This window comes from Streptomyces apocyni (assembly GCF_009739465.1).
GTDB classification, from domain to species: domain Bacteria; phylum Actinomycetota; class Actinomycetes; order Streptomycetales; family Streptomycetaceae; genus Streptomyces; species Streptomyces apocyni.
Genome location: NZ_WHOM01000033.1, coordinates 189,542 through 211,257, shown reverse-complemented (window position 1 = coordinate 211,257; position 21,716 = coordinate 189,542). Strand labels below are relative to the sequence as shown.

Genomic DNA, 21,716 nt, shown 5'->3' with positions numbered 1-21,716 from the left:
GGCCGCCTCTGGCGAGGCCAGAAGGTCCGACCCAGGGGAAGCCGGACCTCCCTCAGTGAAGCCCAGCCATCCGCCGTACGACACCGGGTGCGCGCCACGGGTGCGGGCACTCCGTTCACACCCCGTGTGAACGGCCCCCGCTTCGCACCCCGTGTGAAGTCAACTCCACTACGCTGGGCGGCACCGAGCCAACCGGAGGGCCAGCATGCAGCCCAACACCCTGCTCGATGCCATCCTCGACGAAGCGGGGATCTCCCATGCGGGCCTCGCCGCCCACGTCAACCACGCGGGCAGAGCCCAGGGCCTCGAGCTACGTTACGAACACACGGCGGTCGCCCGCTGGTTGAAGGGCCAGCGGCCCCGCGGCCGGGTTCCGGACCTGATCTGCGAGGTACTCGCCGAGCGCCTGCACCGGCACGTCACCCTCGACGACATCGGCCTCGGCGTGCCGGGACAGCGGACCGGACCGTACGCCGACGGCGGCGCGGGCGGCGTCGGCGGTTCGTCGATCTCCGGATTCGTCGAGCGGGCAACCGCCTTGTGGCGCTCCGACGAGCAGCAGCGCCCACACATCCTGGGCGCGCCCGCCGTCACCGGGACCCCCGCCGTGATGCCGGTGTGGGAGTGGGAGAACCCCCCGGAGGACGTGGATGTGTCGCGGGGCGGCCGGCACCGGGTCAGCATGTCCGACATCGAGACGCTGCGCTCCGCCCGGGCGCACTACGAGCAGATGTACCGCAAGACCGGCGGGGTCGCGACCCGGGCCAGAATCGTCGGCTTCCTGAACTCCGAGACCGCGCCGCTGCTGCGCGGCAGCTACACCGACGCCACCGGACGCCAACTGCACCGTGCCACCGGGGGGCTGGTGGCGGTCGCCGGGATCTGCGCCTATGACTCGAACGCGCACGGGCTCGCCCAGCGCTACTTCCACCAGGCGTTGCGCCTCGCCAAGGCGAGCGGCGACCGGGGCCTTGGCGCCTATGTGATAGCGCTGCTAGTCAACCAGTCCCTGTTCATGCGGGAGTTCCGGCAGGCGGTCGCCTTCGCGGAGGCCGCGCTGCGCGCCGCCGGACGGCACATCACCCCGGCCCTGGCCGCCGACCTCTACGCCATGCAGGCCAAGGCGTACGCACATCTGGGGGACGGCAGCAGCGCGCTGTCCTGCATTCGCCGAGCCGAGTCCGCAGCCGACCGTATCCGCCGCCGACAGGAGCCGGACGAGACCGGCTATGTCCAGCCGGGCCTGGTCAACGTGCAAGTGGCGGAGGCGTTGTTGAGCCTTGGCGACCTGGAGGCGGCCCGGGAGCACGCGGCTGCCGCCGTGGACACTCCGGCGCACGACCGGGGGCGGGTGCACCGGCTGGCCATGCTCAGCCAGATCGCGTTGCGCCAGGGTGAGGCCGACCAGGCGGTGGCCACCGCGGTGGAAATGGCCGAACAGGCACGGGGGATGGAGTCCCAGCGGCTTCGCGACCGGCTGCGCGCGGTGCGTGAGCATCTCGTACGCAATGGCTGCTCGGGTACCGCTGAGGCGGCCGCCATGATCGACGGGGCGCTGCGCGTACCGCTGTGAGTACACCCTCCTGCTGCGATATTGCCATCTATCTCAGCGGAAGGTGGCAGAACCGTGCAGTGGACGAACCTAAAAGAACAAACTGTGTACGAGAATCGCTGGTTTCAGGTCAACCTCGCAGATGTCGCGCTGCCCGACGGCAGGCATCTCGACCACTTCGTGATCAGGCTCCGGCCGGTCGCCGTCGCCACCGTGGTCAACGAGGCCAACGAAGTCCTGCTGCTCTGGCGGCACCGCTTCATCACCGACAGCTGGGGGTGGGAGCTGGCGGCGGGCGTCGTCGAGGACGGCGAGCCGATAGCCGACGCGGCCGCCCGCGAGCTGGAGGAGGAGACCGGGTGGCGACCCGGCCGCCTCAAGCACCTGATGAGCGTCGAGCCGTCCAACGGACTCACCGACGCCCGGCACCACATCTTCTACTCCGATGAGGGCGAGTACATCGGGCACCCCGAGGACGACTTCGAATCGGACCGCCGCGAGTGGGTCCCGCTGAAGCTGGTCCCCGACATGGTGGCCCGCGGCGAGGTCCCCGCCGCGAACATGGCGGCCGCCCTCCTCCTGCTCCACCATCTGCGGCTCGGCTAGCTGCCGTTCACGGCGTGACCTGACCTGACCTGACCTGACCTGACCTTGGCCTCGGCCGCGGGCTCCGTGTCTCAGCGGCCGACGGCCTGCCAGATGGCCACCACCAGCGCGCCTATGGCCGTGAGCGCGGCCACCGCGGGCAGGGGCCAGCGGGTGTGTTCCAGGTTTGTGACGCGGGTGCTCAGGGTGCCCACGTCCCTGCTGTGCTGCTCGTCGCGCTGGGTGAGCAGTGCCAGCTTGCCGTCGATGTGGGCCAGGCCCACATCGAGGCTGCGACGCAACTCTGCGTATTCCTCCGGGACCACGGGATGGTCGGGCTCGGCGGTCACGAGTCCACTCCTCTCCAGGTAAGGCTCAGCCATGCCTTCCACGCGCACGGACAGTAAACAAGGCTGGTGGGCCGTGCGGGAGCGTGTGCGAGAGGCATATGCGTGTCCGTCGAACACACGGTGTGCGAACGGGACGGGCCCGGCACCCATCACGGGTACCGGGCCTGTCCTCGATGGCTGGATGTTTACGCAGAGTGGCCGATTCCGTATCGGTTCTCAGTAGGTGTAGAAGCCCGAGCTCGTCTTCCGGCCGAGTCGGCCCGCGTCGACCATCCGCTGCAGCAGCGGGGGCGCGGCGTACAGCGGCTCCTTGTACTCGGCGTACATGCTGTCGGCGACCGAGGCCACGGTGTCCAGACCGATCAGGTCGGCCAGCTTGAGCGGGCCCATCGGGTGGGCGCAGCCCAGCTCCATGCCGTTGTCGATGTCCTCGCGGCTGGCGATACCCGACTCGAACATCCGGATCGCGGACAGCAGATACGGGATGAGCAGGGCGTTGACCACGAAGCCCGAGCGGTCCTGGGCGCGGATCGCGTGCTTGCCGAGGATCTTCTCGACCATCGCCACCGAGCGGCTGATGGTGCCCTCGGACGTGGTGAGCGCGGGAATCAGTTCGACCAGCTTCTGGACCGGCGCCGGGTTGAAGAAGTGGATGCCGATGACCTGGTCCGGACGGGAGGTCGCGACGGCCAGCTTGACCAGCGGGATCGAGGAGGTGTTGGAGGCGAGGATGGCGTCCTGCCGGGTCACCACCTGGTCGAGCACCTGGAAGATCTCGGTCTTGACCTGCTCGTTCTCGACCACCGCCTCGATCACCAGATCGCGGTCGGCGAACTCACCGAGGTCAGTGGTGAAGTTCAGCCGTGCCAGCGTCGCGTCGCGCTCCTCAGTGCTGATCTTTCCGCGCTCGGCTGCCTTGGAGAGTGAGTTGTGCAGCCGGGTGCGGCCGATCTCCAGGGCCTCGCCGGTGGTCTCCGCGACCATGACGTCCAGGCCCGCGCGGGCGCAGACCTCCGCGATGCCCGCCCCCATCTGGCCACAGCCCACCACGCCGACGCGTGAGATATCGGTCGAGAAGTCCGTCACTTCGTGCCTTTCGCAGATCATCGGCCCGGCGGGAATCCCCCGTTTGGCTTAGGCGCCCGCCTCGCCCCCCGACGTTACCCCGCGCCCTGCGGTGGATGTCGGGTCGGGGCGGGCATGCTCTTCGATACCGCAGCACAACGCGTGGCAATGGGTGATATCCACTGGTAAAAGGTGCAGGAAGGGGTAAAACGTGCGAATGAGTCGCAGGAACTTTGCGATGGTCGCGGCGGCGACGCTCTCCGGGCTCGCCCTGGGCGGCGACGCGATGGCGGCGCCCGGCGGGGCCGCGGCGGGGCCCCGCCGGGGCAAGGGCGCGAAGGAGTTCCGCGGGATGTGGCTGGCGACCGTCGTGAACCGCGACTGGCCGTCCGAGCCCGGGCTGCCCGCGGAGCGGCAGCGCGCGGAACTGCTCGACTTCCTGGACGCCGCGGTACGCCGTCGGCTGAACGCCGTGGTCTTCCAGGTGCGGCCCACCGCGGACGCCCTGTGGCCCTCACCGTACGAACCCTGGTCTCAGTACCTCAGCGGCGAGCAGGGCAGAGATCCCGGCTGGGACCCGCTGGGCACGGCGGTCGAGGAGGCCCACCGGCGCGGCCTGGAACTGCACGCCTGGTTCAACCCCTACCGGGTGGCGAACCACACAGACCCCACCCGGCTGATCCCCGAGCACCCCGCGCGTGTGCACCCCGACTGGATCGTGCCGTACGGCGGGAAGCTCTACTACAACCCGGGGCTGCCCGAAGTCCGGCGCTTCGTCCAGGACGCCATGCTGGACGCCGTGCGCCGCTATCCGGTCGACGCGGTGCACTGGGACGACTACTTCTACCCGTACCCGGTGGCGGGCCAGGACTTCGACGACGACGCGGCGTACGAGCGCTACGGCGGGGGCTTCCCCGACCGGGCCGCGTGGCGGCGGGACAACACCGATCAGCTGGTCCGCGAGATGGCCGAGCGCATCCCACGGACGCGCCGGGGCGTGCGCTTCGGCATCAGCCCGTTCGGGGTCTGGCGCAATGCCGCCACCGACCCACTGGGCTCGGACACCAGGGCGGGCGTGCAGACCTATGACGACCTGTACGCGGACACCCGGAAGTGGGTCAAGCGCGACTGGATCGACTACATCGTGCCCCAGGTGTACTGGAACATCGGCTTCGCGCCCGCGGACTACGCCAAGCTGGTCCCGTGGTGGGCCGATGTCGTACGCGGCACGAGGGTACGGCTGATCATCGGTGAGGCGCTGTACAAGGCGGGCGATCCGGCACAGCCCGACCCCTGGCAGGACGTTGCCGAGCTGTCCCGCCATCTCACGCTCGCCGGGCGGTACCCGCAGGTGCGCGGCCACTGCTTCTTCTCAGCGAAGGAGGTGGCGGGCGACCCCACCGGAGCGATGGCCAGGGTGGTCGCCGACCATTACCGCACGGCGTGTCCGCCGCTGGGCTGAGTGTGAGTTCTCGTTAGTCCTCGGCGCCCGAGAAGTGCCGGACCACGGTGTCGGGGCCCGGAGACATCACCGTTTCGTGGCCGTCCTCGAAGCGGACGCGGTACGGGGGAGAGCCGTCCTCGCCCAGTACCTCGATGACCTCCGCGGTTCTGTCGTGCTGGCCGACGACTCTGCCGTGCACCAGCAGTCGGTCACCCACTGTTGCTTGCATGGAAAGTGCCCTCCTCATGGGATGAGAGGTAGCGATCTGTCCGTGGTTGCCAGTCTAGGGCCGTGGTCTTCGGATGACTCCTCAAGCGCGCGCCTACGGTTTCTTACGCGCGTGTCTGTTACGCGCGTGTCTGTTACGCGCGTGCCCGCTGGGTGAGCGCGATGCAGACCAGGACGGCGACGGCGGTGACCGGGGCGGCCGCCGGGAGCCGCTCGCCCAGCAGGGTCACGGACCAGACCAGAGTGAGCAGCGGCTGGGCGAGCTGGAGCTGACTGGCCCGGGGGACACCGATCACCGCCATCCCCCGGTACCAGACGACCAGGCCGAGGAACTGCGAGCCCGCGGCCACCCAGAGCAACCCGGTCACGCTGTGCGCGGTCAGCCGTACGGGCTCCGGCTCGGCGGCCAGTGCCAGCAGGGTGGCGGGCAGGGCCAGCGGCAGGCAGCACACCAGGGCCCAGCTGATGACCTGCCAGCCCGGCATCTCCCGGGCCAGTCGGCCGCCCTCGGTGTAGCCCGCGGCGCAGATCAGCAGCGCCCCGAAGAGCAGCAGATCGGCGGTGGAGAGCGCGCCGCCGCTCTGCTGGACGGTGAAGGCGACGACCGCGACCGCGCCCACCAGGGCCGCCGTCCAGAAGGTGCGTGAGGGCCGCGCCCCGGTGCGTAGCGCCGAGAACAGCGCGGTGGTCAGGGGGAGCAGTCCGATCACCACCGCGGCGTGCGCGGTCGTCGAGGTCTGCAGCGCCAGCGTGGTGAGCAGCGGGAAGCCGACCACTACGCCTGCCGCCACTACCGCGAGGCCCCGCCAGTGGCGGCGGTCGGGAAACGGGACGCGTAGCGCGAGGAGACAGCAGCTCGCGATCAGGGCCGCCAGCGCGCTGCGCACCGCGACCAGGGACCACGGGCCGAAGCCCTCCAGGCCCCAGGCGGTGGCCGGGAAGGTGAGGGAGAAGGCGATGACGCCGAGCGCGGCGAGCAGAGTGCCGCCCGCGGTGCTGGTGACTGCGGTGCTGGTGCCCGCAGTGCTGGTGACCGCTATCGAGCTGGGTTGAGTAGCGCTATCCTGTGCTGTCATGCATGAGCGTAGCAGTGTGAGTGAGCTGGCCGGACTCCTGCGAAAAGAGCTGATCCGCTACTCTCCCGGCGGGAAGCTGCCGTCGAGTCGGGCGCTGGTCGAGGAGTACCGGGTGAGCCCGGTGACGGTCTCGCGGGCGCTTGGCGTGCTCGCCGCGGAGGGGTTGGTCGTCACCCGCCCCGGCGCCGGGGCCTTCCGTGCCCAGCCCAGGGCGGCGGCCGCCGACCCGGTGGGCGACACCTCCTGGCAGCAGCTGGCGCTCAGCGCCGACGCCGCGAGTGACCCGGTGCCGCGCACGGTCGACGCCTCCGGGGTGCTGGCCAGCCTGGCCGCCCCGCCCGCCGGGGTGATCGAGCTCAACGGCGGCTATCTGCACGCCTCCCTGCAGCCCGAGCGCGCCATGGCCGCGGCGCTCGCCCGCGCGGGGCGGCGGCCCGGTGCCTGGGGCAGGCCGCCGATGGACGGGCTGCCCGAGCTGCGTGAGTGGTTCGCCCGCGGCTGCGGCGGTGCCATCACCGCCTCCGAGGTGCTGATCACCGCGGGCGGCCAGTCGGCGCTGACCACCGCACTGCGCGCGCTCGCCCCGCCCGGTGCGCCCGTACTGGTCGAGTCGCCCACGTACCCGGGCATGCTCGCCATCGCCCGCGCCGCCGGGCTGCGGCCGGTGCCGGTGCCGGTGGACACCGACGGGGTACGTCCCGATCTGCTCGCCTCCGCGTTCCGGGCCACCGGCGCCCGGGTGTTCGTGTGCCAGCCGCTGTTCCAGAACCCCACCGGCGCCGTGCTCGCGCCCGGCCGCCGCGCCGAGGTGCTGCGGATCACCCGGGAGGCCGGGGCGTTCCTGGTCGAGGACGACTTCGTACGCCGCCTTGTGCACGAGGACGCCGGGAAGCTTCAGCCACCGCTCATCGCCGACGACCACGACGGCGTCGTCGTCCACGTCTGTTCGCTCACCAAGGCGACCTCGCCCAGCTTCCGGGTGTGCGCCCTCGTCGCCAGGGGCCCGGTCCTGGAGCGGCTGCGCGCCATCCAGATCGTCGACCACTTCTTCGTGCCCAGGCCGCTCCAGGAGGCCGCGCTCGAACTGGTCGGCTCACCTGCCTGGAGCCGCCATCTGCGCACGGTCGCCGCCGCGTTGAAGGAGCGCCGGAACCTGATGACGGCCGCCCTGCACCGGGAGATCCCCGAACTCGCCCTGCCACACATCCCCTCGGGCGGCTACCATCTGTGGCTGCGGCTCCCGGACGGCGCCGACGAGGCGGCCCTGGTGTCGGCCGCGCTGCGGGCCGGAGTCGCCATCACCCCTGGCCGCCCCTACTTCAGCGCCGAACCCCCGGCCGGGCATGTGCGCCTGAGCTTCGCGGCCGTCGCCGGTGCGGCCGAGATCGCCGAGGGGGTGCGCCGGCTCCGTACCGCCTGCGACGAGGCACTCGGCGCTCCGTGAAAATCACTCGCCAGGCATGCCCCGCCTTTGCCAGGCTCCCGCCATGACCGACTACGAGATCTCCACCGACCCCGCCCGGCTCGACCCGGCCCGTATCCACCACTGGCTCTCCACCGACGCCTACTGGGCACTCGGCCGCAGCCGCGAGAAGCAGGACAGGGCCATCGCCGGATCGCTGAACTTCGGGGTGTACGACGGGGCGTCGGGGGAGCAGGTCGGCTACGCCAGAGTCCTCACCGACCAGGCCGACTTCGCCTGGCTCTGTGATGTCTACATCGCCCCGTCGGCGCGCGGCAAGGGCCTGGGCACCGAGCTGGTCACCGCTGTACGGGAGCGGCTCGACGCCTACGGAGTGCGGCGCTGCCTGCTGGCCACGCGCGACGCGCACGGGGTGTACGAGAAGGTCGGCTTCCAGCCGCTGCGGAACCCCGAGCACTGGATGGCGCTGCTCCTGGAGGAGTGAGTGCCGGGTGAGTGCCCGCGGAAGGCGTCCTTCCGCACCCGGCGCTCAGCTCTTGACCCGCGCGTCCCTGGCCCGCACGATCACCGCATGAACGTTCGGTTCACGCTGATAGCCGCCGCACGGAGTTCCTCGATGCTCGGCGAGCGCTTCGACGACGACCGGCCGCTGGACATGGCAGGCTGGCACGACGTCCGGCTCGCCGCGCCCGCCCTGACGCCGCTCGCAGCCGCCGAACTGCGCTACTGCTCGCCGACGCCGCGCAGCCGGGCCACCGGCGACGCGCTCGGCCTCGCACCGCTGGCCCAGCCCGCGCTGCGCGACTGCGACATGGGCCGCTGGCGTGGCCTGACGCTCTCCGACGTGACGGCGCACGACCCGGCCGCCGTCGACGCCTGGCTCGGCGATCCGCGCTCCGCACCGCACGGCGGTGAGTCGCTGCTGGCCTTCATCTCCCGGGTCGGCCGGTGGCTGGACACCCGCCCGGCCGACGACGGGGGCCGGATCGTCGCCGTCGCCGAACCCGGCGTGGTCCGGGCGGCGATCGTCTACGCGCTGAAAGCGCCCCCGGCGACGTACTGGAACATCGGCGTCCGCCCCCTGTCGGCGGTGAACGTCACCGGCTGGACCGGCCGCTGGAGCCTCAGCCTGGGCGACGGCTAGGGCCCAGGTTGCGCAGCGAACTCGCCAGTTGGATCACGGCGCGGCGGCGCCGGACGCCGGTCAGGCCGGTGGCCAGGGCCGCGCGGTAGCGCACCACGGCCTGCTGAGGCAGACCGGTTGAGTGATGCGCGCACCCGAGTTCGAAGTCGGTCACCGCGGAGCCCTCCGGGAACTCGTCGGTCCACTGTCGTCATCGCGACAGAATCGCAGTCACCACCGGGCGCCCGGTGAGATAACGTGGGCGTCCCCAACCGGGGGCATACCGAGGAGGTGAGACCCATTACCGCTGTTCAGGCTGGGTGTTCTCACCTCGCGGTGCTTCAGAGCCTGTGACACATCCCCGACCGGGAATGTGACACAGGCTCTCAGCTCGGCTGACCCGGGCGACCGCGAGAGCACCCTTCGGCATTCCGAAAGGTCTTTCCGCTCTTATGCCGCTGTCCGTATCACCGTCAGCATCTCCTTTCTCTTCCCCCTTCTCTTCCCTCCTCCCCGGCATCGTCGCCAGGCTGCGCGCCGTCGGATGCGTCTTCGCCGAGGAGGAGGCGGCCCTGATCCTTTCCACGGCCTCGACTCCCGCCGAGCTCACGGCGATGGTGGACCGCCGCGTCGAGGGGCTTCCGCTGGAACACGTCCTGGGCTGGGCGGAGTTCTGCGGCAGCCGGATGGCCGTCGACCCCGGGGTCTTCGTGCCGCGCCGCCGTACCGAGTTCCTGGTCGCCCAGGCGGCGGGTCTCTTCCGCTGGGAGGACCGGCCCACACCGGTCGTGGTCGACCTGTGCTGCGGCTCGGGAGCCCTGGGCGCCGCACTGGCCGCCGCCGTAGGCCCACTTGAGCTGCACGCCGCCGACATCGACCCCGCGGCCGTGCGCTGCGCCCGCCGCAACGTCGCCGCGGCCGGTGGCCAGGTCTACCAGGGAGACCTCTTCGCGCCGCTGCCCGCCGCACTGCGGGGTCGCGTCGGCGTCCTGCTCGCCAACGTGCCCTACGTGCCCACCGGCGAGGTCGGGCTGCTGCCTCAGGAGGCCCGTGAGCACGAGGCGCTGGTCGCACTGGACGGCGGTGGCGACGGCCTGGACGTGCTGCGGCGGGTCACCGCCGACGCCGCGTCCTGGCTCGCGCCCGGTGGACACCTCCTCGTCGAGACCAGCGAGCGCCAGGCCCAGGACGCCGTCACCACGTTCACCAGGGGCGGCTTGATCCCCCAGGTAGTCACCGACGACGACCTGTACGCCACCGTCGTCATCGGTCACGCCCCCGGCGGCCGCACCTCGGCGGGCCGGTGACCCACGTCACATCAGGGTTCTGTCAGGGATCGGGGCGCCGTCTCGTTCAAGGGGCACGCGAACGGCACACGAACGAGACAGGAGCACCACCATGAAGCACCGCATCGTCGTACTCGGCGCCGGATACGCCGGAGCCTTCGCCGCCGGAAACCTGGCCCGTCGGCTCTCGCCCGCCGACACCGAGATCACCGTCGTCAATGCCGAGCCCGACTTCGTCGAGCGGATGCGGATGCACCAGCTCGCGATCGGCCAGGACCTCGCCGTCCGCAAGCTGTCCGATGTGTTCGCGGGCACGGGGGTGCGGCTGCGGCTGGCGCGCGTCACCAGCGTCGACCCCGAGCGCAAGACCGTCGCCGTCACGGGCGAGGACGGCGACGGCGAGCTCGCGTACGACACGCTGCTCTACGCGCTCGGCAGCTCCGTCGCCCACCACGGTGTCCCCGGCGTGGCCGAGTACGCCTTCGACGTGGCCGGCCGGTCATCGGCACTGCGGCTGCGCGAGCGCCTGGCTCGCCTGGGCGCGGGCGGCACGGTGCTGGTCGTCGGTGAGGGGCTCACCGGCATCGAGACCGCCACCGAGTTCGCCGAGTCGCGGCCCGACCTCTCGGTCACGCTCGCCGCCCGCGGCGAGCTGGGCGCCTGGCTCTCCCCGAAGGCCCGTCGTCACCTGCGCCAGGCCTTCGACCGGCTTGGCATCACCGTCCACGAACACACGAACATCGAGGCCGTAGAGCCGACGCGGGCGATCGCCGACCGCGTCACCGGGTCGTCCATCCCGGCCGACGTGACCGTGTGGACGGCCGGGTTCGCCGTGCACCCCATCGCGGCCGCCAGCGGCCTGGAGGTCGCCGAGACCGGCCAGATCGTCGTCGACCGCAGCATGCGCTCGGTCTCGCACCCGGACGTCTACGCCGCGGGTGACAGCGTCTACGCGATCGGCGACAACGGCCGCCCGCTGCCGATGTCCTGCGGCTCAGCCGGATACACCAACATGCAGGCGACCGCCGCGATCATCGCCCGCCTGACGGGCGGCAAGGTCCCGACCGTCGGGCTGAAGTACCTCGGCAACCACATCAGCCTCGGACAGCGGGACGCGATCTTCCAGATGGTGGACGGGGACGTCCGGTCGAAGTCCTGGTTCCTGGGCGGGAAGTTCGCCGCGCGGCTCAAGTCGGGCGTGCTCAAGGGGGCCGGATGGGGCATCGCCCACCCGACGTTCGGCATGCCGAAGCGCCAGCGCCGCCTGGCCACCATACCCGACAGGGCCAGCGTCAGGGCCGCCGCATAGGCTGCTCCGCATGGACAGTGCGGCCGTCGATCAGTTCGAGGCCAGCCGGGGTCGGCTGGCCTCGCTCGCGTACCGTCTGCTCGGCTCGGCCGCGGACGCCGAGGACGCCGTGCAGGACACGTTCCTGCGCTGGCAGGCCGCGGACCGCGAACGGGTCGAGGTGCCGGAAGCGTGGCTGACCAAGGTCGTCACGAATCTCTGCCTCGACCGGCTTCGCTCGGCGCAGGCGCGCCACGAGCGCACGGCCGGTGCCTGGCTGCCCGAGCCGCTCCTCGAGGGCGACCCGATGCTCGGCCCGGCCGACACCGTCGAGCAGCGAGAATCGGTGTCCTTGGCCGTGATGACCCTCATGGAGCGCCTGTCACCGGTCGAACGGGCCGCTTACGTCCTGCGTGAGGCCTTCTCGTACCCTCATGCCGAGATCGCCGGGATCCTGGAGATCACTGAGTCCGCGAGCCAGCAGCATGTCCACCGGGCCCGGCGCCGGGTCGCCGCCGAGCGCCGCCGCGGCGACGAGGTGGACCCGGCGACCGCGCGCCGTGTCGTCGAGGAGTTCATCGCCGCCGCCGCGTCGGGACGCACCGACCGTCTGGTGGCGATGCTCACCGCCGACGTCACCGCGCTCTCGGACGGTGCCGGACTGGCCAGGCGGCTGCTGCGGTACACGACGCGTGAGCGCGTCGCCTCCTTCGTGCGGACCGGCTTCAAGCCGACACCCGCGAAGCGGCGGCTGGCCGGAGGCACTCCCGCGTTCCACGTGGCGCAGGTCAACGGCTCCCCGACCGTCATCGCCGTGATCGAGGGCCAGATCGTGGGCGCCGTGGCGTTCGAGATCAGCGACGGCAAGGTCGCCTTCCTCTGCGGCATCGCCGCCGCGGACCGGCTCGCGCGCCTCAACGAGGCCTGGCGGCGGTACGAGCCCGACGCTCCGGCCATCTACACCTGGTGACGTGAGCCACCAGGGTGACGTGAGCCACCGGGTCCGGACCCCTCCGTCCAGCACTACATTGCATAAAACTGCGGTCTTGCGTATAGTCATGCCATCACTAGGAGGGTTCGATGACGGTACGTGCGGCAGTGGCAGGGGCGAGCGGATACGCGGGCGGGGAGTTGCTGCGTCTGCTGGTCGCCCACCCCGAGGTCGAGATCGGCGCCCTCACCGGGCATTCCAACGCCGGTCAGCGCCTCGGTGCGCTGCAGCCGCACTTGGCGCCGCTGGCCGAGCGGGTGCTGGAGCCGACCACCGGTGACGTGCTCGCCGGGCATGACGTGGTCTTTCTCGCGCTGCCGCACGGCCAGTCCGCCGCCGTCGCCGAGCAGCTGGGCCCCGATGTGCTGGTCGTCGACATGGGGGCTGACTTCCGGCTGCGGGACGCGGCGGACTGGGAGAAGTTCTACGGGTCCGAGCATGCCGGGAGCTGGCCTTACGGGCTGCCCGAACTGCCCGGCGGCCGGGCGGCGCTGGAGGGGGCCAAGCGGATCGCGGTGCCTGGCTGTTACCCGACGGCCGTGACGCTCGCGCTCTTCCCAGCCTATGCCGCGTCCCTCGCCGAGCCGGAGGCCGTGATCGTCGCCGCGACCGGAACCTCCGGCGCGGGCAAGGCGCTCAAGCCGCATCTGCTGGGCTCCGAGGTCATGGGGTCGATGTCGCCGTACGGGGTCGGGGGAGTGCACCGGCACACGCCGGAGATGATCCAGAACCTGAGCGCGGCCGCGGCCGAGCGGGTCTCGGTCTCCTTCACGCCGACCCTCGCCCCGATGGCCCGCGGCATCCTGGCCACGTGCAGCGCCAAGGCCAGGCCAGGTGTGACCGCCGACGCCGTCCGGGCCGCGTACGAGAAGGCCTACGCCGACGAGCCGTTCGTCCACCTGCTCCCGGAGGGGCAGTGGCCCGCCACCGCCTCCGTCTACGGCTCCAACGCCGTACAGGTGCAGGTCACCTACGACGAGAGCGCACACCGCGTCATCGCCATCAGCGCCATCGACAACCTGACCAAGGGCACGGCCGGTGGCGCCGTGCAGTCCATGAACATCGCCCTGGGCCTGCCCGAGCAGACCGGGCTCTCCACGATCGGAGTCGCACCGTGAGTGTCACCGCCGCCAAGGGCTTCACCGCCTCCGGCATCGCCGCGGGCATCAAGGCGAACGGCAACCCGGACCTGGCCCTGGTGGTCAACAACGGCCCGAGCCTCGCCGCGGCGGGTGTGTTCACCTCCAACCGCGTCAAGGCCGCGCCCGTCCTGTGGTCCGAGCAGGTCCTCAAGGGCGGTCAGGTCTCCGCCGTCATCCTCAACTCCGGTGGCGCCAACGCCTGTACGGGTCCGAAGGGCTTCCAGGACACGCACGCCACCGCGGAGAAGGTGGCGGAGGTCCTCCAGGGGCACAGCGCCGGTGAGGTCGCCGTCGCGTCCACCGGGCTCATCGGCGTCACGCTGCCGATGGACAAGCTACTGCCGGGCGTCGAGCAGGCCGCCGCCGCGCTCTCCCCGCACGGCGGCGAGAAGGCCGCCATCGCCATCAAGACCACCGACACCGTGCACAAGACGGCGGTGTACGAGGGCGACGGCTGGTGCGTCGGCGGCATGGCCAAGGGCGCGGGCATGCTGGCCCCCGGGCTCGCCACGATGCTGGTCGTCCTGACCACGGACGCAGCCGTCGACCCTGCCGGGCTCGACAAGGCGCTGCGCGACGCCACTCGTAAGACCTTCGACCGCGTCGACTCCGACGGCTGTATGTCGACCAATGACACGGTGCTGCTGCTCGCCTCGGGTGCCAGTGAAGTGACCCCCGGGGAAGCGGAGTTCACCGAGGCCGTACGGGTCGTCTGTGACGACCTCGCCCGGCAGCTGATCGGTGACGCGGAGGGCGCGAGCAAGGACATCCGGATCGAGGTGATCAACGCGGCGAGTGAGGACGACGCCGTCGAGGTGGGCCGCTCGATCGCCCGTAACAACCTCCTCAAGTGCGCCATCCACGGTGAGGACCCCAACTGGGGCCGGGTGCTGTCCGCGATCGGCACCACGGCGGCGGCCTTCGATCCTGACCAGCTGAACGTGGCGATCAACGGCGTCTGGGTCTGCAAGAACGGCAGCGTCGGCGAGGACCGTGACCTGGTCGACATGCGTTACCGCGAGGTGCGGATCACCGCCGACCTCGCGGCCGGCAGCGCCGAGCCCGTCGTGATCTGGGCCAACGACCTGACCGCCGAATACGTCCACGAGAACAGCGCGTACTCCTCCTGAGGACTCATGAGCACTCGTCAGCACACCGCACTGCCCAAGGCGCAGATCCTCATCGAGGCGCTGCCCTGGCTGACCCGCCACCAGGGCAAGACCGTCGTGATCAAGTTCGGCGGCAACGCCATGGTCGACGAGCAGCTGAAGGCCGCCTTCGCCCAGGACGTCGTCTTCCTGCACCACGCCGGGCTCAAGCCCGTCGTGGTGCACGGCGGCGGCCCGCAGATCAGCAAGCAGCTCGACCGGCACGGTCTGGTCTCCGAGTTCAAGGCCGGGCTGCGGGTCACGACGCCCGAGGCCATGGACGTCGTACGGATGGTGCTCGCCGGACAGGTCCAGCGTGAACTGGTCGGACTACTGAACCGGCACGGCCCGCTGGCCGTCGGCCTCACCGGTGAGGACGCGCACACCCTCACCGCGACCAAGCACCAGCCCCGGATCGAGGGCGAGTTGGTGGACATCGGCCGGGTCGGGGAGATCACCGGGACCGACACCGGCGCGATCGAGGCGCTGCTGGCGGACGGCCGTATCCCGGTCGTGTCGTCCATCGCGCGGTCCGCCGACGACGACCACGTCTACAACGTCAACGCCGACACCGCGGCCGCCGCACTGGCCGCCGCGCTGAACGCCGAGACGCTGATGGTCCTCACCGACGTGGAGGGCCTGTACGAGGACTGGCCGCACAGCGACGACGTGATCAGCAAGCTGACCGCGGCCGAGCTGGAGAAGCTGCTGCCCGATCTGGCCAGTGGCATGGTGCCGAAGATGGAGGGCTGTCTGCACGCCGTACGCAACGGTGTGCACACCGCCCGCGTGATCGACGGCCGGGTCCAGCACTCGATCCTGCTGGAGATCTTCACGGATGACGGTGTGGGCACCATGGTCGTGCCCGACGGCGCCGACGACGACAGCGGCGACCGCGACAGCGGCGGCCACGACGAAGACCAAGGGGGAGCATCATGACCAGCAACGACGAGCTCACACAGCGCTGGCAGGGCGCGCTCATGGACAACTACGGCACCCCGAAGCTGGCGCTGGTGCGCGGCGAGGGCGCCAAGGTGTGGGACGCGGACGGCATCGAGTACCTGGACTTCGTCGGCGGCATCGCCGTGAACGCGCTCGGGCACGCGCACCCCGCCGTCGTCCGCGCGGTCAGCGACCAGGTCGCCACCCTCGGCCATGTCTCCAACCTGTTCATGGCGGAGCCGCCCGTCGACCTCGCCGAGCGGCTGCTCCAGCACGCGGGCCGCCCCGGCCGGGTCTTCTTCTGCAACTCCGGTACGGAGGCGTCCGAAGCCGTCTTCAAGCTGGGGCGGCTGACCGGGCGCAGCCACATGGTCGCGACCGACGGCGGCTTCCACGGCCGCACCATGGGCGCGCTCGCGCTCACCGGCCAGCCCGCCAAGCAGGGCCCCTTCCAGCCGCTGCCCGGCGACGTCACACATGTGCCGTACGGCGATGTCGAGGCGCTGCGAGCGGCCGTCACCGAACAGACCGCGTTCGTCCTGATCGAGCCGATCCAGGGCGAGAACGGCGTCGTTGTACCGCCGCCCGGCTACCTCCGGGCGGCCAGGGAGATCACCGCCGCCACCGGCACCCTGCTGGCACTCGACGAGGTGCAGACCGGCATCGGGCGCACCGGCCACTGGTTCGCGTACCAGGCCGAAGAGGGCGTCGAGCCGGATGTGATCACCCTGGCCAAGGGCCTCGGCGGCGGACTCCCGATCGGCGCGGTCGTCGCCTTCGGCGCGGCGGCCGACCTGGTGCGGCCCGGCCAGCACGGCACCACCTTCGGCGGGAACCCGGTGGCGTGCGCCGCCGGTCTGGCCGTACTCGACACGATCGCCGCGGACGGACTGCTCGACCAGGTCAAGCGCACGGGCGAGAAGCTCCGGGGCGGAATCGAGGGTTCCGGCCACCCTCTGATCGACCATGTCCGAGGCGCCGGGCTGCTGCTGGGTATCGTGCTCACCGAGCCGCTGGCGCACCGCGTGCAGCAGGCGGCTCAGGACGCAGGGCTGCTGGTGAACGCGCCGGCCCCGGATGTGGTCCGGCTGATGCCGGCCCTGACCATCGGGGACGACGCGGTGGACGCGTTCCTCCAGGCACTGCCCGGCGTCCTGGACGGGGCCCACCAGGCCGACGGGGACGGACGACCCACAGAATGAGACGACGATGAGCCTGCAGGAGAACGAACCGGGCGGGCCAGCGGTCCCGCAGACCCGCACCGCCCGACACCGCCGGATCGTGGACATCCTCAACCGGCAACCGGTGCGCTCCCAGAGCCAGTTGGCGAAGCTGCTCGCGGACGACGGGCTCTCCGTCACCCAGGCGACACTCTCCCGTGACCTGGACGAACTGGGCGCCGTGAAGATCCGCAACACCGGTGGTGAGCTGATCTACGCGGTGCCCAGCGAGGGCGGCTTCCGCACCCCGCAGGCCCCGCTGGGGGAGTCGGCGAAGGAGGAGCGGATGCGGCGGCTCTCGGCCGAGCTGCTGATCTCCGCCGAGGCGTCCGCGAACCTGGTGGTGCTGCGTACGCCACCGGGCGCGGCCCAGTTCCTGGCCTCGGCCATCGACCAGGCCGAACTCCGGGCCATCCTCGGCACGATCGCGGGCGACGACACGCTGATGCTGATCAGCCGTGACCCAGCGGGTGGCCAGGCGCTGGCCGACCATCTGCTGCGCCTGGCCCAGAACGAACGCTGAGCTTCGGTTACTCAGACACGTCAGAAGCTGCTGGGTGGCAGCGGGAGCGGCAGCCCCGGCATGCCGTCGATGCTCCTCGCGATGTCCCTCTTCGCGAAGTACGCGGACAGCGAGGCGTCGTCCTCGCGCGCGAAGCGCTTGGCGTGCAGGTCGCGGTCCTCGTCGTACGCCATATAGGGGACCGCGTACCCGCAGCTGTCGCGGATCAGTTCGGCCGTCACGACGATGATCGCGCGCAGTCCGTGCGGGCTTGGGTCGATGCCCGTGAAGTGACCGAGCAGCTCGGTGAAGCGCGGGTCGTCGCGGAACACGGGCTCGCCGTGGCCGTGTACCCGCACGATGTTGGGCGGTCCCTGGAAGGCGCACCACATCAGCGTGATCCGGCCGTTCTCACGGAGGTGGGCGATGGTCTCGGCGTTGCTCCCGGCGAAGTCCAGATAGGCCACTGTCCGGTCGTCGATGACCGCCAGTGAGTCGGTGAGGCCTTTGGGGGAGAGGTTCACCGTGCCGTCGCCGGAGAGCGGCGCGGTCCCGGTGAAGAAGATGGGCTGGGCCTCGATGAAGGTGCGGAGCCTGTCGTCTATACGTTCATGCACTTTTCCCATAGCGCTGATCATCTCACTGGACCCCGGCTCGATCGGGGCCCGAGTACGGGTCCCCCGGGTTGCACGATGCTGGGGGAATCGGTCCGCCTCGCTGAGGGGAAGGGGCAGCGGATGTCGATGGGAACAGTCGAGTACGGAGCGGCCGACGCCACCGTGGCATACCAGGCGCCTGCCGCGGTGATCGCGCCGGAGATCGCGGCGATGCTCCGCGGCCATCTGCGGCCCGGCGACACCTTCGTCGATGTGGGCGCCAGGACCGGACACCACGCGGTGCTCGGGGCCCGGCTGACCGGGGCCAGCGGTCATGTCATCGCGGTCGAGCCGGAGCCGCGCCGCCACTGGCTGCTCGCGGCCCACCTGGAGCGCCATGCCCCGGGCACGTATGCCGCACCGGCCGTGGCCGCGCTCGACCGCAACGGAGCCGTCGGTCTCCGGCTCGGCGGGAGGCTAGATGGCGGGCTAGATGGCGGGCTAGATGGCGGGCTGGTACGGGTCCCCGCGATGCGGCTGGACGACCTCCTGGCGGGCGTCCCCGGCATCACGCTGGTCAGGATCGACGCCGCGGGCGCCGAGCACCGGGTGATGCGCGGCATGGAACGCGTCATCCGCTTCCAACGGCCCGCCGTGATCACCGAGTTCGCCCCGGCGTCCATCGTGGCCGGAGGCGCTGACCCCGACGAGGTGCTGGGCCGCTACCGCGCCCTCGACCTGGACATCCACCGCGTCGACGGCGTGCCGCCGGGTCCCGGCGGCGAGCGCACCCTGCTGCTCCTGCCGCGCTGAGGGGGCTCCGTCCCACCGCCCACTACCTGGCGCGACACCTCATCGCGACTCGCGTTGACGAATCATGCGGCCTCCTGCATACTCATGCACGACAGTGAATGCATCGTAAGGAGAAACCCGTGACCGAGCGCGTCGTACTCGCCTACTCGGGCGGCCTGGACACCTCCGTCGCCATCGGCTGGATCGCCGAGGAGACGGGCGCCGAGGTCATCGCCGTCGCCGTGGATGTCGGCCAGGGCGGCGAGGACCTGGACGTCATTCGTAAGCGCGCGCTCGCCTGCGGTGCGGTCGAGGCCGAAGTCGCCGACGCCAAGGACGAGTTCGCCGACGAGTACTGCCTCCCGGCAATCCAGGCCAACGCCCTCTACATGGACCGCTACCCGCTGGTCTCCGCCCTCTCGCGGCCGACCATCGTCAAGCACCTGGTGGCCGCCGCCAAGAAGCACGGCGCCGACACCGTCGCCCACGGCTGCACCGGCAAGGGCAACGACCAGGTGCGCTTCGAGGCCGGAATCGTCGCCCTCGCCCCCGAGCTGAAGTGCATCGCCCCGGTCCGTGACTACGCCATGACCCGGGACAAGGCGATCGCCTTCTGCGAGGAGAAGAACCTCCCGATCGCGACGACCAAGAAGTCGCCGTACTCCATCGACCAGAACGTCTTCGGGCGGGCCGTGGAGACCGGCTTCCTGGAGGACATCTGGAACGGCCCGATCGAGGACGTCTACGAGTACACCCAGAACCCGGCCACGCCGCGCGAGGCCGACGAGGTGATCGTCTCCTTCAAGGCGGGCGTCCCGGTCGCCATCGACGGCAGGCCCGTCACGGTGCTCCAGGCGATCCAGCAGCTCAACGAGCGGGCGGGTGCCCAGGGCATCGGCCGGATCGACATGGTCGAGGACCGGCTGGTGGGCATCAAGTCCCGGGAGATCTACGAGGCTCCGGGCGCCATCGCGCTGATCACCGCCCACCAGGAGCTGGAGAACGTCACCGTCGAGCGTGAACTGGCCCGCTACAAGCGGCAGGTCGAGCAGCGCTGGGGCGAACTGGTCTACGACGGCCTGTGGTTCTCGCCGCTCAAGCGGGCCCTGGACGGCTTCATCGCCGAGGCCAACCAGCACGTCACCGGCGACATCCGGATGACGCTGCACGGCGGCCGCGCCGTGGTCACCGGCCGGAAGTCCGATGAGTCGCTGTACGACTTCAACCTCGCCACCTACGACTCGGGCGACACCTTCGACCAGTCCAAGGCGCAGGGCTTCATCGAGCTCTTCGGCCTGTCGTCGAAGATCGCGGCCAAGCGCGACCTGGGCTGAGTAGCCTCACCCCTGAGCGCGGTACGACTGAACGCGGTACGACTGAGCGCAGTACGACAGCCGCCTCCCCGGCCGCACACGGCGGGGAGGCGGCCGCACATCCACCCCCTTGAGGAGCAACCGTGAGCAGCAACACCGGCGATGTCCGCCTCTGGGGCGGCCGTTTCGCCGACGGTCCCGCCGAGGCCCTGGCCAAGCTGTCGGCGTCCGTCCACTTCGACTGGCGACTGGCCCCGTACGACATCGCCGGCTCCCGCGCCCACGCGCGCGTGCTGCACAAGGCTGGCCTGCTCACGGCCGACGAGCTGACGCGCATGCTGGCCGGGCTCGACCAGCTCGAAGCGGACGTCGCGGACGGCTCGTTCGTCGGCACCATCGCCGATGAGGACGTGCACACGGCCCTGGAGCGCGGCCTGCTGGAGCGGCTCGGCGCCGACCTCGGCGGCAAGCTGCGGGCGGGACGCTCCCGCAACGACCAGGTCGCCACCCTGTTCCGGATGTACCTGCGGGATCACGGCCGGATCGTCGGGTCGCTGCTCACCGATCTCCAGGAGGCCCTGGTCGGCCTCGCCGAGGCGCACCCGGACGTCGCCATGCCCGGCCGTACGCACCTCCAGCACGCGCAGCCCGTACTCTTCGCGCACCATGTGCTGGCTCATGTGCAGTCGCTGTCCCGGGACGCCGAGCGGCTGCGCCAGTGGGACGCCCGCACGGCCGTGTCCCCGTACGGCTCCGGCGCGCTCGCCGGGTCCTCGCTCGGCCTGGACCCGGAGGCGGTCGCCAAGGACCTGGGCTTCGAGCACGGGAGCGCGGGCAACTCCATCGACGGCACCGCGTCGCGTGACTTCGTCGCGGAGTTCGCCTTCATCACCGCGATGATCGGCGTGAACCTCTCGCGGATCGCGGAGGAGGTCATTCTCTGGAATACGAAGGAGTTCTCCTTCGTCACCCTGCACGACGCCTTCTCCACCGGCTCCTCGATCATGCCGCAGAAGAAGAACCCGGACATCGCCGAGCTGGCCCGGGGCAAGTCGGGGCGGCTGATCGGCAATCTGACCGGCCTCCTCGCGACGCTGAAGGCGCTGCCGCTCGCGTACAACCGCGACCTCCAGGAGGACAAGGAGCCGGTCTTTGACTCCTGTGACCAGCTGGAGATCCTGCTGCCCGCCTTCACCGGCATGATGGCCACGCTGACCGTCCACCGTGAGCGGATGGAGGAGCTGGCTCCGGCGGGCTTCTCGCTGGCCACCGATATCGCCGAGTGGCTGGTCAAGCAGGGCGTGCCGTTCCGGGTCGCGCACGAGGTCGCGGGCGAGTGCGTCAAGGAGTGCGAGCAGCGCGGCATCGAGCTCGACCAGCTTACCGACGAGCAGTTCGCCAAGATCTCCGCCCATCTGACGCCCGAGGTGCGCACGGTCCTCAACGTGCCGGGCGCCCTCGCCTCCCGCAGTGGCCGCGGCGGCACCGCTCCCTCGGCGGTCGCCGTCCAACTGGCCGAGGTCAAGCGGGACCTGGGGGTCCAGCGGGCCTGGGCGGACGCCAAGAAGTAGCGCGTACGTCGTTATCGGGGTTCTCGGGGCCCGGTCGCCGTCAGGGCGGCCGGGCCCCGACGTGTGTCCGCGCACCCTC

Annotated in this window: 23 protein-coding genes; 17 read left to right on the top strand and 6 right to left on the bottom strand. The window is 70.9% G+C overall.

The window, feature by feature from the left end; all coding sequences use genetic code 11:
* Positions 1-205 precede the first annotated feature (205 nt).
* Together GCN81_RS01555 and GCN81_RS01550 are read left to right on the top strand one after the other, a co-directional pair.
* Positions 206-1,573 (top strand): transcriptional regulator, encoded by a 1,368-nt coding sequence (locus GCN81_RS01555; RefSeq protein WP_156721566.1) that lies wholly within the window; start codon positions 206-208, stop codon positions 1,571-1,573.
* A gap of 54 nt (positions 1,574-1,627) precedes the next feature.
* Positions 1,628-2,158 carry an NUDIX hydrolase gene (locus tag GCN81_RS01550; RefSeq protein WP_156721565.1) on the top strand — a complete coding sequence of 177 codons (531 nt, stop codon included), beginning with the start codon at positions 1,628-1,630 and terminating at the stop codon, positions 2,156-2,158.
* 71 nt (positions 2,159-2,229) lie between these two features.
* On the opposite strand, the gene GCN81_RS01545 is transcribed toward GCN81_RS01550, so the two are convergent.
* Positions 2,230-2,487: an ADP-ribosylation factor GTPase-activating family protein gene (locus GCN81_RS01545; RefSeq protein WP_156721564.1), complete on the bottom strand. Its 258-nt coding sequence runs from the start codon at positions 2,485-2,487 to the stop codon at positions 2,230-2,232.
* Between the two features lie 216 nt (positions 2,488-2,703).
* Positions 2,704-3,594 (bottom strand): 3-hydroxybutyryl-CoA dehydrogenase, encoded by an 891-nt coding sequence (locus GCN81_RS01540; protein WP_156721563.1) that lies wholly within the window; start codon positions 3,592-3,594, stop codon positions 2,704-2,706.
* A gap of 196 nt (positions 3,595-3,790) precedes the next feature.
* Between GCN81_RS01540 and GCN81_RS01535 the strand changes: the two genes are divergently transcribed.
* Positions 3,791-5,014 (top strand): family 10 glycosylhydrolase, encoded by a 1,224-nt coding sequence (locus tag GCN81_RS01535; protein ID WP_197287438.1) that lies wholly within the window; start codon positions 3,791-3,793, stop codon positions 5,012-5,014.
* Positions 5,015-5,027: 13 nt separating this feature from the next.
* On the opposite strand, the gene GCN81_RS01530 is transcribed toward GCN81_RS01535, so the two are convergent.
* Positions 5,028-5,225, bottom strand: coding sequence for a DUF1918 domain-containing protein (locus GCN81_RS01530; RefSeq protein ID WP_156721561.1), 198 nt, complete (start codon positions 5,223-5,225; stop codon positions 5,028-5,030).
* Between the two features lie 133 nt (positions 5,226-5,358).
* A complete protein-coding gene (locus GCN81_RS01525; protein WP_156721560.1) occupies positions 5,359-6,300 on the bottom strand; it encodes a DMT family transporter in 942 nt (313 codons plus the stop codon).
* Between GCN81_RS01525 and GCN81_RS01520 the strand changes: the two genes are divergently transcribed.
* The 3 genes from GCN81_RS01520 (at position 6,299) to GCN81_RS01510 (ending at position 8,867) form a co-directional block, all read left to right on the top strand.
* Positions 6,299-7,744: an aminotransferase-like domain-containing protein gene (locus GCN81_RS01520; protein WP_156721559.1), complete on the top strand. Its 1,446-nt coding sequence runs from the start codon at positions 6,299-6,301 to the stop codon at positions 7,742-7,744. The genes GCN81_RS01525 and GCN81_RS01520 overlap by 2 nt on opposite strands.
* Before the next feature lie 43 nt (positions 7,745-7,787).
* Entirely contained in the window at positions 7,788-8,207 is a 420-nt protein-coding gene (locus GCN81_RS01515) for a GNAT family N-acetyltransferase (protein WP_231626293.1), read from the top strand.
* Between the two features lie 87 nt (positions 8,208-8,294).
* Positions 8,295-8,867, top strand: a complete 573-nt coding sequence (locus tag GCN81_RS01510; protein ID WP_156721557.1) for a histidine phosphatase family protein — start codon at positions 8,295-8,297, stop codon at positions 8,865-8,867.
* Here GCN81_RS01510 and GCN81_RS01505 read toward each other — a convergent pair.
* The gene (locus GCN81_RS01505) at positions 8,848-9,021 is read right to left on the bottom strand and encodes a tetratricopeptide repeat protein (protein WP_197287434.1); all 174 of its coding nucleotides are present in this window, start codon (positions 9,019-9,021) and stop codon (positions 8,848-8,850) included. The two genes, GCN81_RS01510 and GCN81_RS01505, sit on opposite strands and share 20 nt — an antisense overlap.
* A 277-nt stretch (positions 9,022-9,298) precedes the next feature.
* Between GCN81_RS01505 and GCN81_RS01500 the strand changes: the two genes are divergently transcribed.
* From GCN81_RS01500 to GCN81_RS01465, 8 genes are all read left to right on the top strand, one after another.
* Positions 9,299-10,153 (top strand): putative protein N(5)-glutamine methyltransferase, encoded by an 855-nt coding sequence (locus GCN81_RS01500; protein WP_156721556.1) that lies wholly within the window; start codon positions 9,299-9,301, stop codon positions 10,151-10,153.
* A 91-nt stretch (positions 10,154-10,244) separates the two neighbouring features.
* Complete coding sequence (locus GCN81_RS01495; RefSeq protein ID WP_156721555.1) at positions 10,245-11,441, top strand: NAD(P)/FAD-dependent oxidoreductase; 1,197 nt, start codon at positions 10,245-10,247, stop codon at positions 11,439-11,441.
* Between the two features lie 10 nt (positions 11,442-11,451).
* Positions 11,452-12,390 carry a sigma-70 family RNA polymerase sigma factor gene (locus GCN81_RS01490; RefSeq protein WP_156721554.1) on the top strand — a complete coding sequence of 313 codons (939 nt, stop codon included), beginning with the start codon at positions 11,452-11,454 and terminating at the stop codon, positions 12,388-12,390.
* A gap of 110 nt (positions 12,391-12,500) precedes the next feature.
* Positions 12,501-13,529 (top strand): N-acetyl-gamma-glutamyl-phosphate reductase, encoded by a 1,029-nt coding sequence (gene argC, locus GCN81_RS01485; RefSeq protein ID WP_156721553.1) that lies wholly within the window; start codon positions 12,501-12,503, stop codon positions 13,527-13,529.
* The gene (argJ, locus tag GCN81_RS01480) at positions 13,526-14,683 is read left to right on the top strand and encodes a bifunctional glutamate N-acetyltransferase/amino-acid acetyltransferase ArgJ (protein WP_156721552.1); all 1,158 of its coding nucleotides are present in this window, start codon (positions 13,526-13,528) and stop codon (positions 14,681-14,683) included. Before argC ends, argJ begins: the two co-directional genes overlap by 4 nt.
* A 6-nt stretch (positions 14,684-14,689) precedes the next feature.
* On the top strand, positions 14,690-15,640 hold the full coding sequence (gene argB / locus GCN81_RS01475; protein WP_156721551.1) for an acetylglutamate kinase: 951 nt from the start codon (positions 14,690-14,692) through the stop codon (positions 15,638-15,640).
* Positions 15,637-16,845, top strand: coding sequence for an acetylornithine transaminase (locus tag GCN81_RS01470; RefSeq protein WP_156721550.1), 1,209 nt, complete (start codon positions 15,637-15,639; stop codon positions 16,843-16,845). The genes argB and GCN81_RS01470 overlap by 4 nt, the downstream gene beginning before the upstream one ends.
* Before the next feature lie 7 nt (positions 16,846-16,852).
* Positions 16,853-17,386, top strand: a complete 534-nt coding sequence (locus GCN81_RS01465; protein ID WP_156721549.1) for an arginine repressor — start codon at positions 16,853-16,855, stop codon at positions 17,384-17,386.
* A gap of 20 nt (positions 17,387-17,406) precedes the next feature.
* Here GCN81_RS01465 and GCN81_RS01460 read toward each other — a convergent pair whose 3' ends face one another.
* Positions 17,407-17,991 (bottom strand): pyridoxamine 5'-phosphate oxidase family protein, encoded by a 585-nt coding sequence (locus GCN81_RS01460; protein WP_156721548.1) that lies wholly within the window; start codon positions 17,989-17,991, stop codon positions 17,407-17,409.
* Positions 17,992-18,102: 111 nt separating this feature from the next.
* Here GCN81_RS01460 and GCN81_RS01455 point away from each other — a divergent pair, with 111 nt between their 5' ends.
* The 3 genes from GCN81_RS01455 to argH all read left to right on the top strand — a co-directional run bounded on the left by GCN81_RS01455 (position 18,103) and on the right by argH (position 21,637).
* Positions 18,103-18,774 carry an FkbM family methyltransferase gene (locus GCN81_RS01455; protein ID WP_197287433.1) on the top strand — a complete coding sequence of 224 codons (672 nt, stop codon included), beginning with the start codon at positions 18,103-18,105 and terminating at the stop codon, positions 18,772-18,774.
* A 119-nt stretch (positions 18,775-18,893) separates the two neighbouring features.
* A complete protein-coding gene (locus GCN81_RS01450) occupies positions 18,894-20,087 on the top strand; it encodes an argininosuccinate synthase (RefSeq protein WP_156721546.1) in 1,194 nt (397 codons plus the stop codon).
* A 122-nt stretch (positions 20,088-20,209) separates the two neighbouring features.
* Positions 20,210-21,637 (top strand): argininosuccinate lyase, encoded by a 1,428-nt coding sequence (argH, locus tag GCN81_RS01445; protein ID WP_156721545.1) that lies wholly within the window; start codon positions 20,210-20,212, stop codon positions 21,635-21,637.
* Positions 21,638-21,716 lie beyond the last annotated feature (79 nt).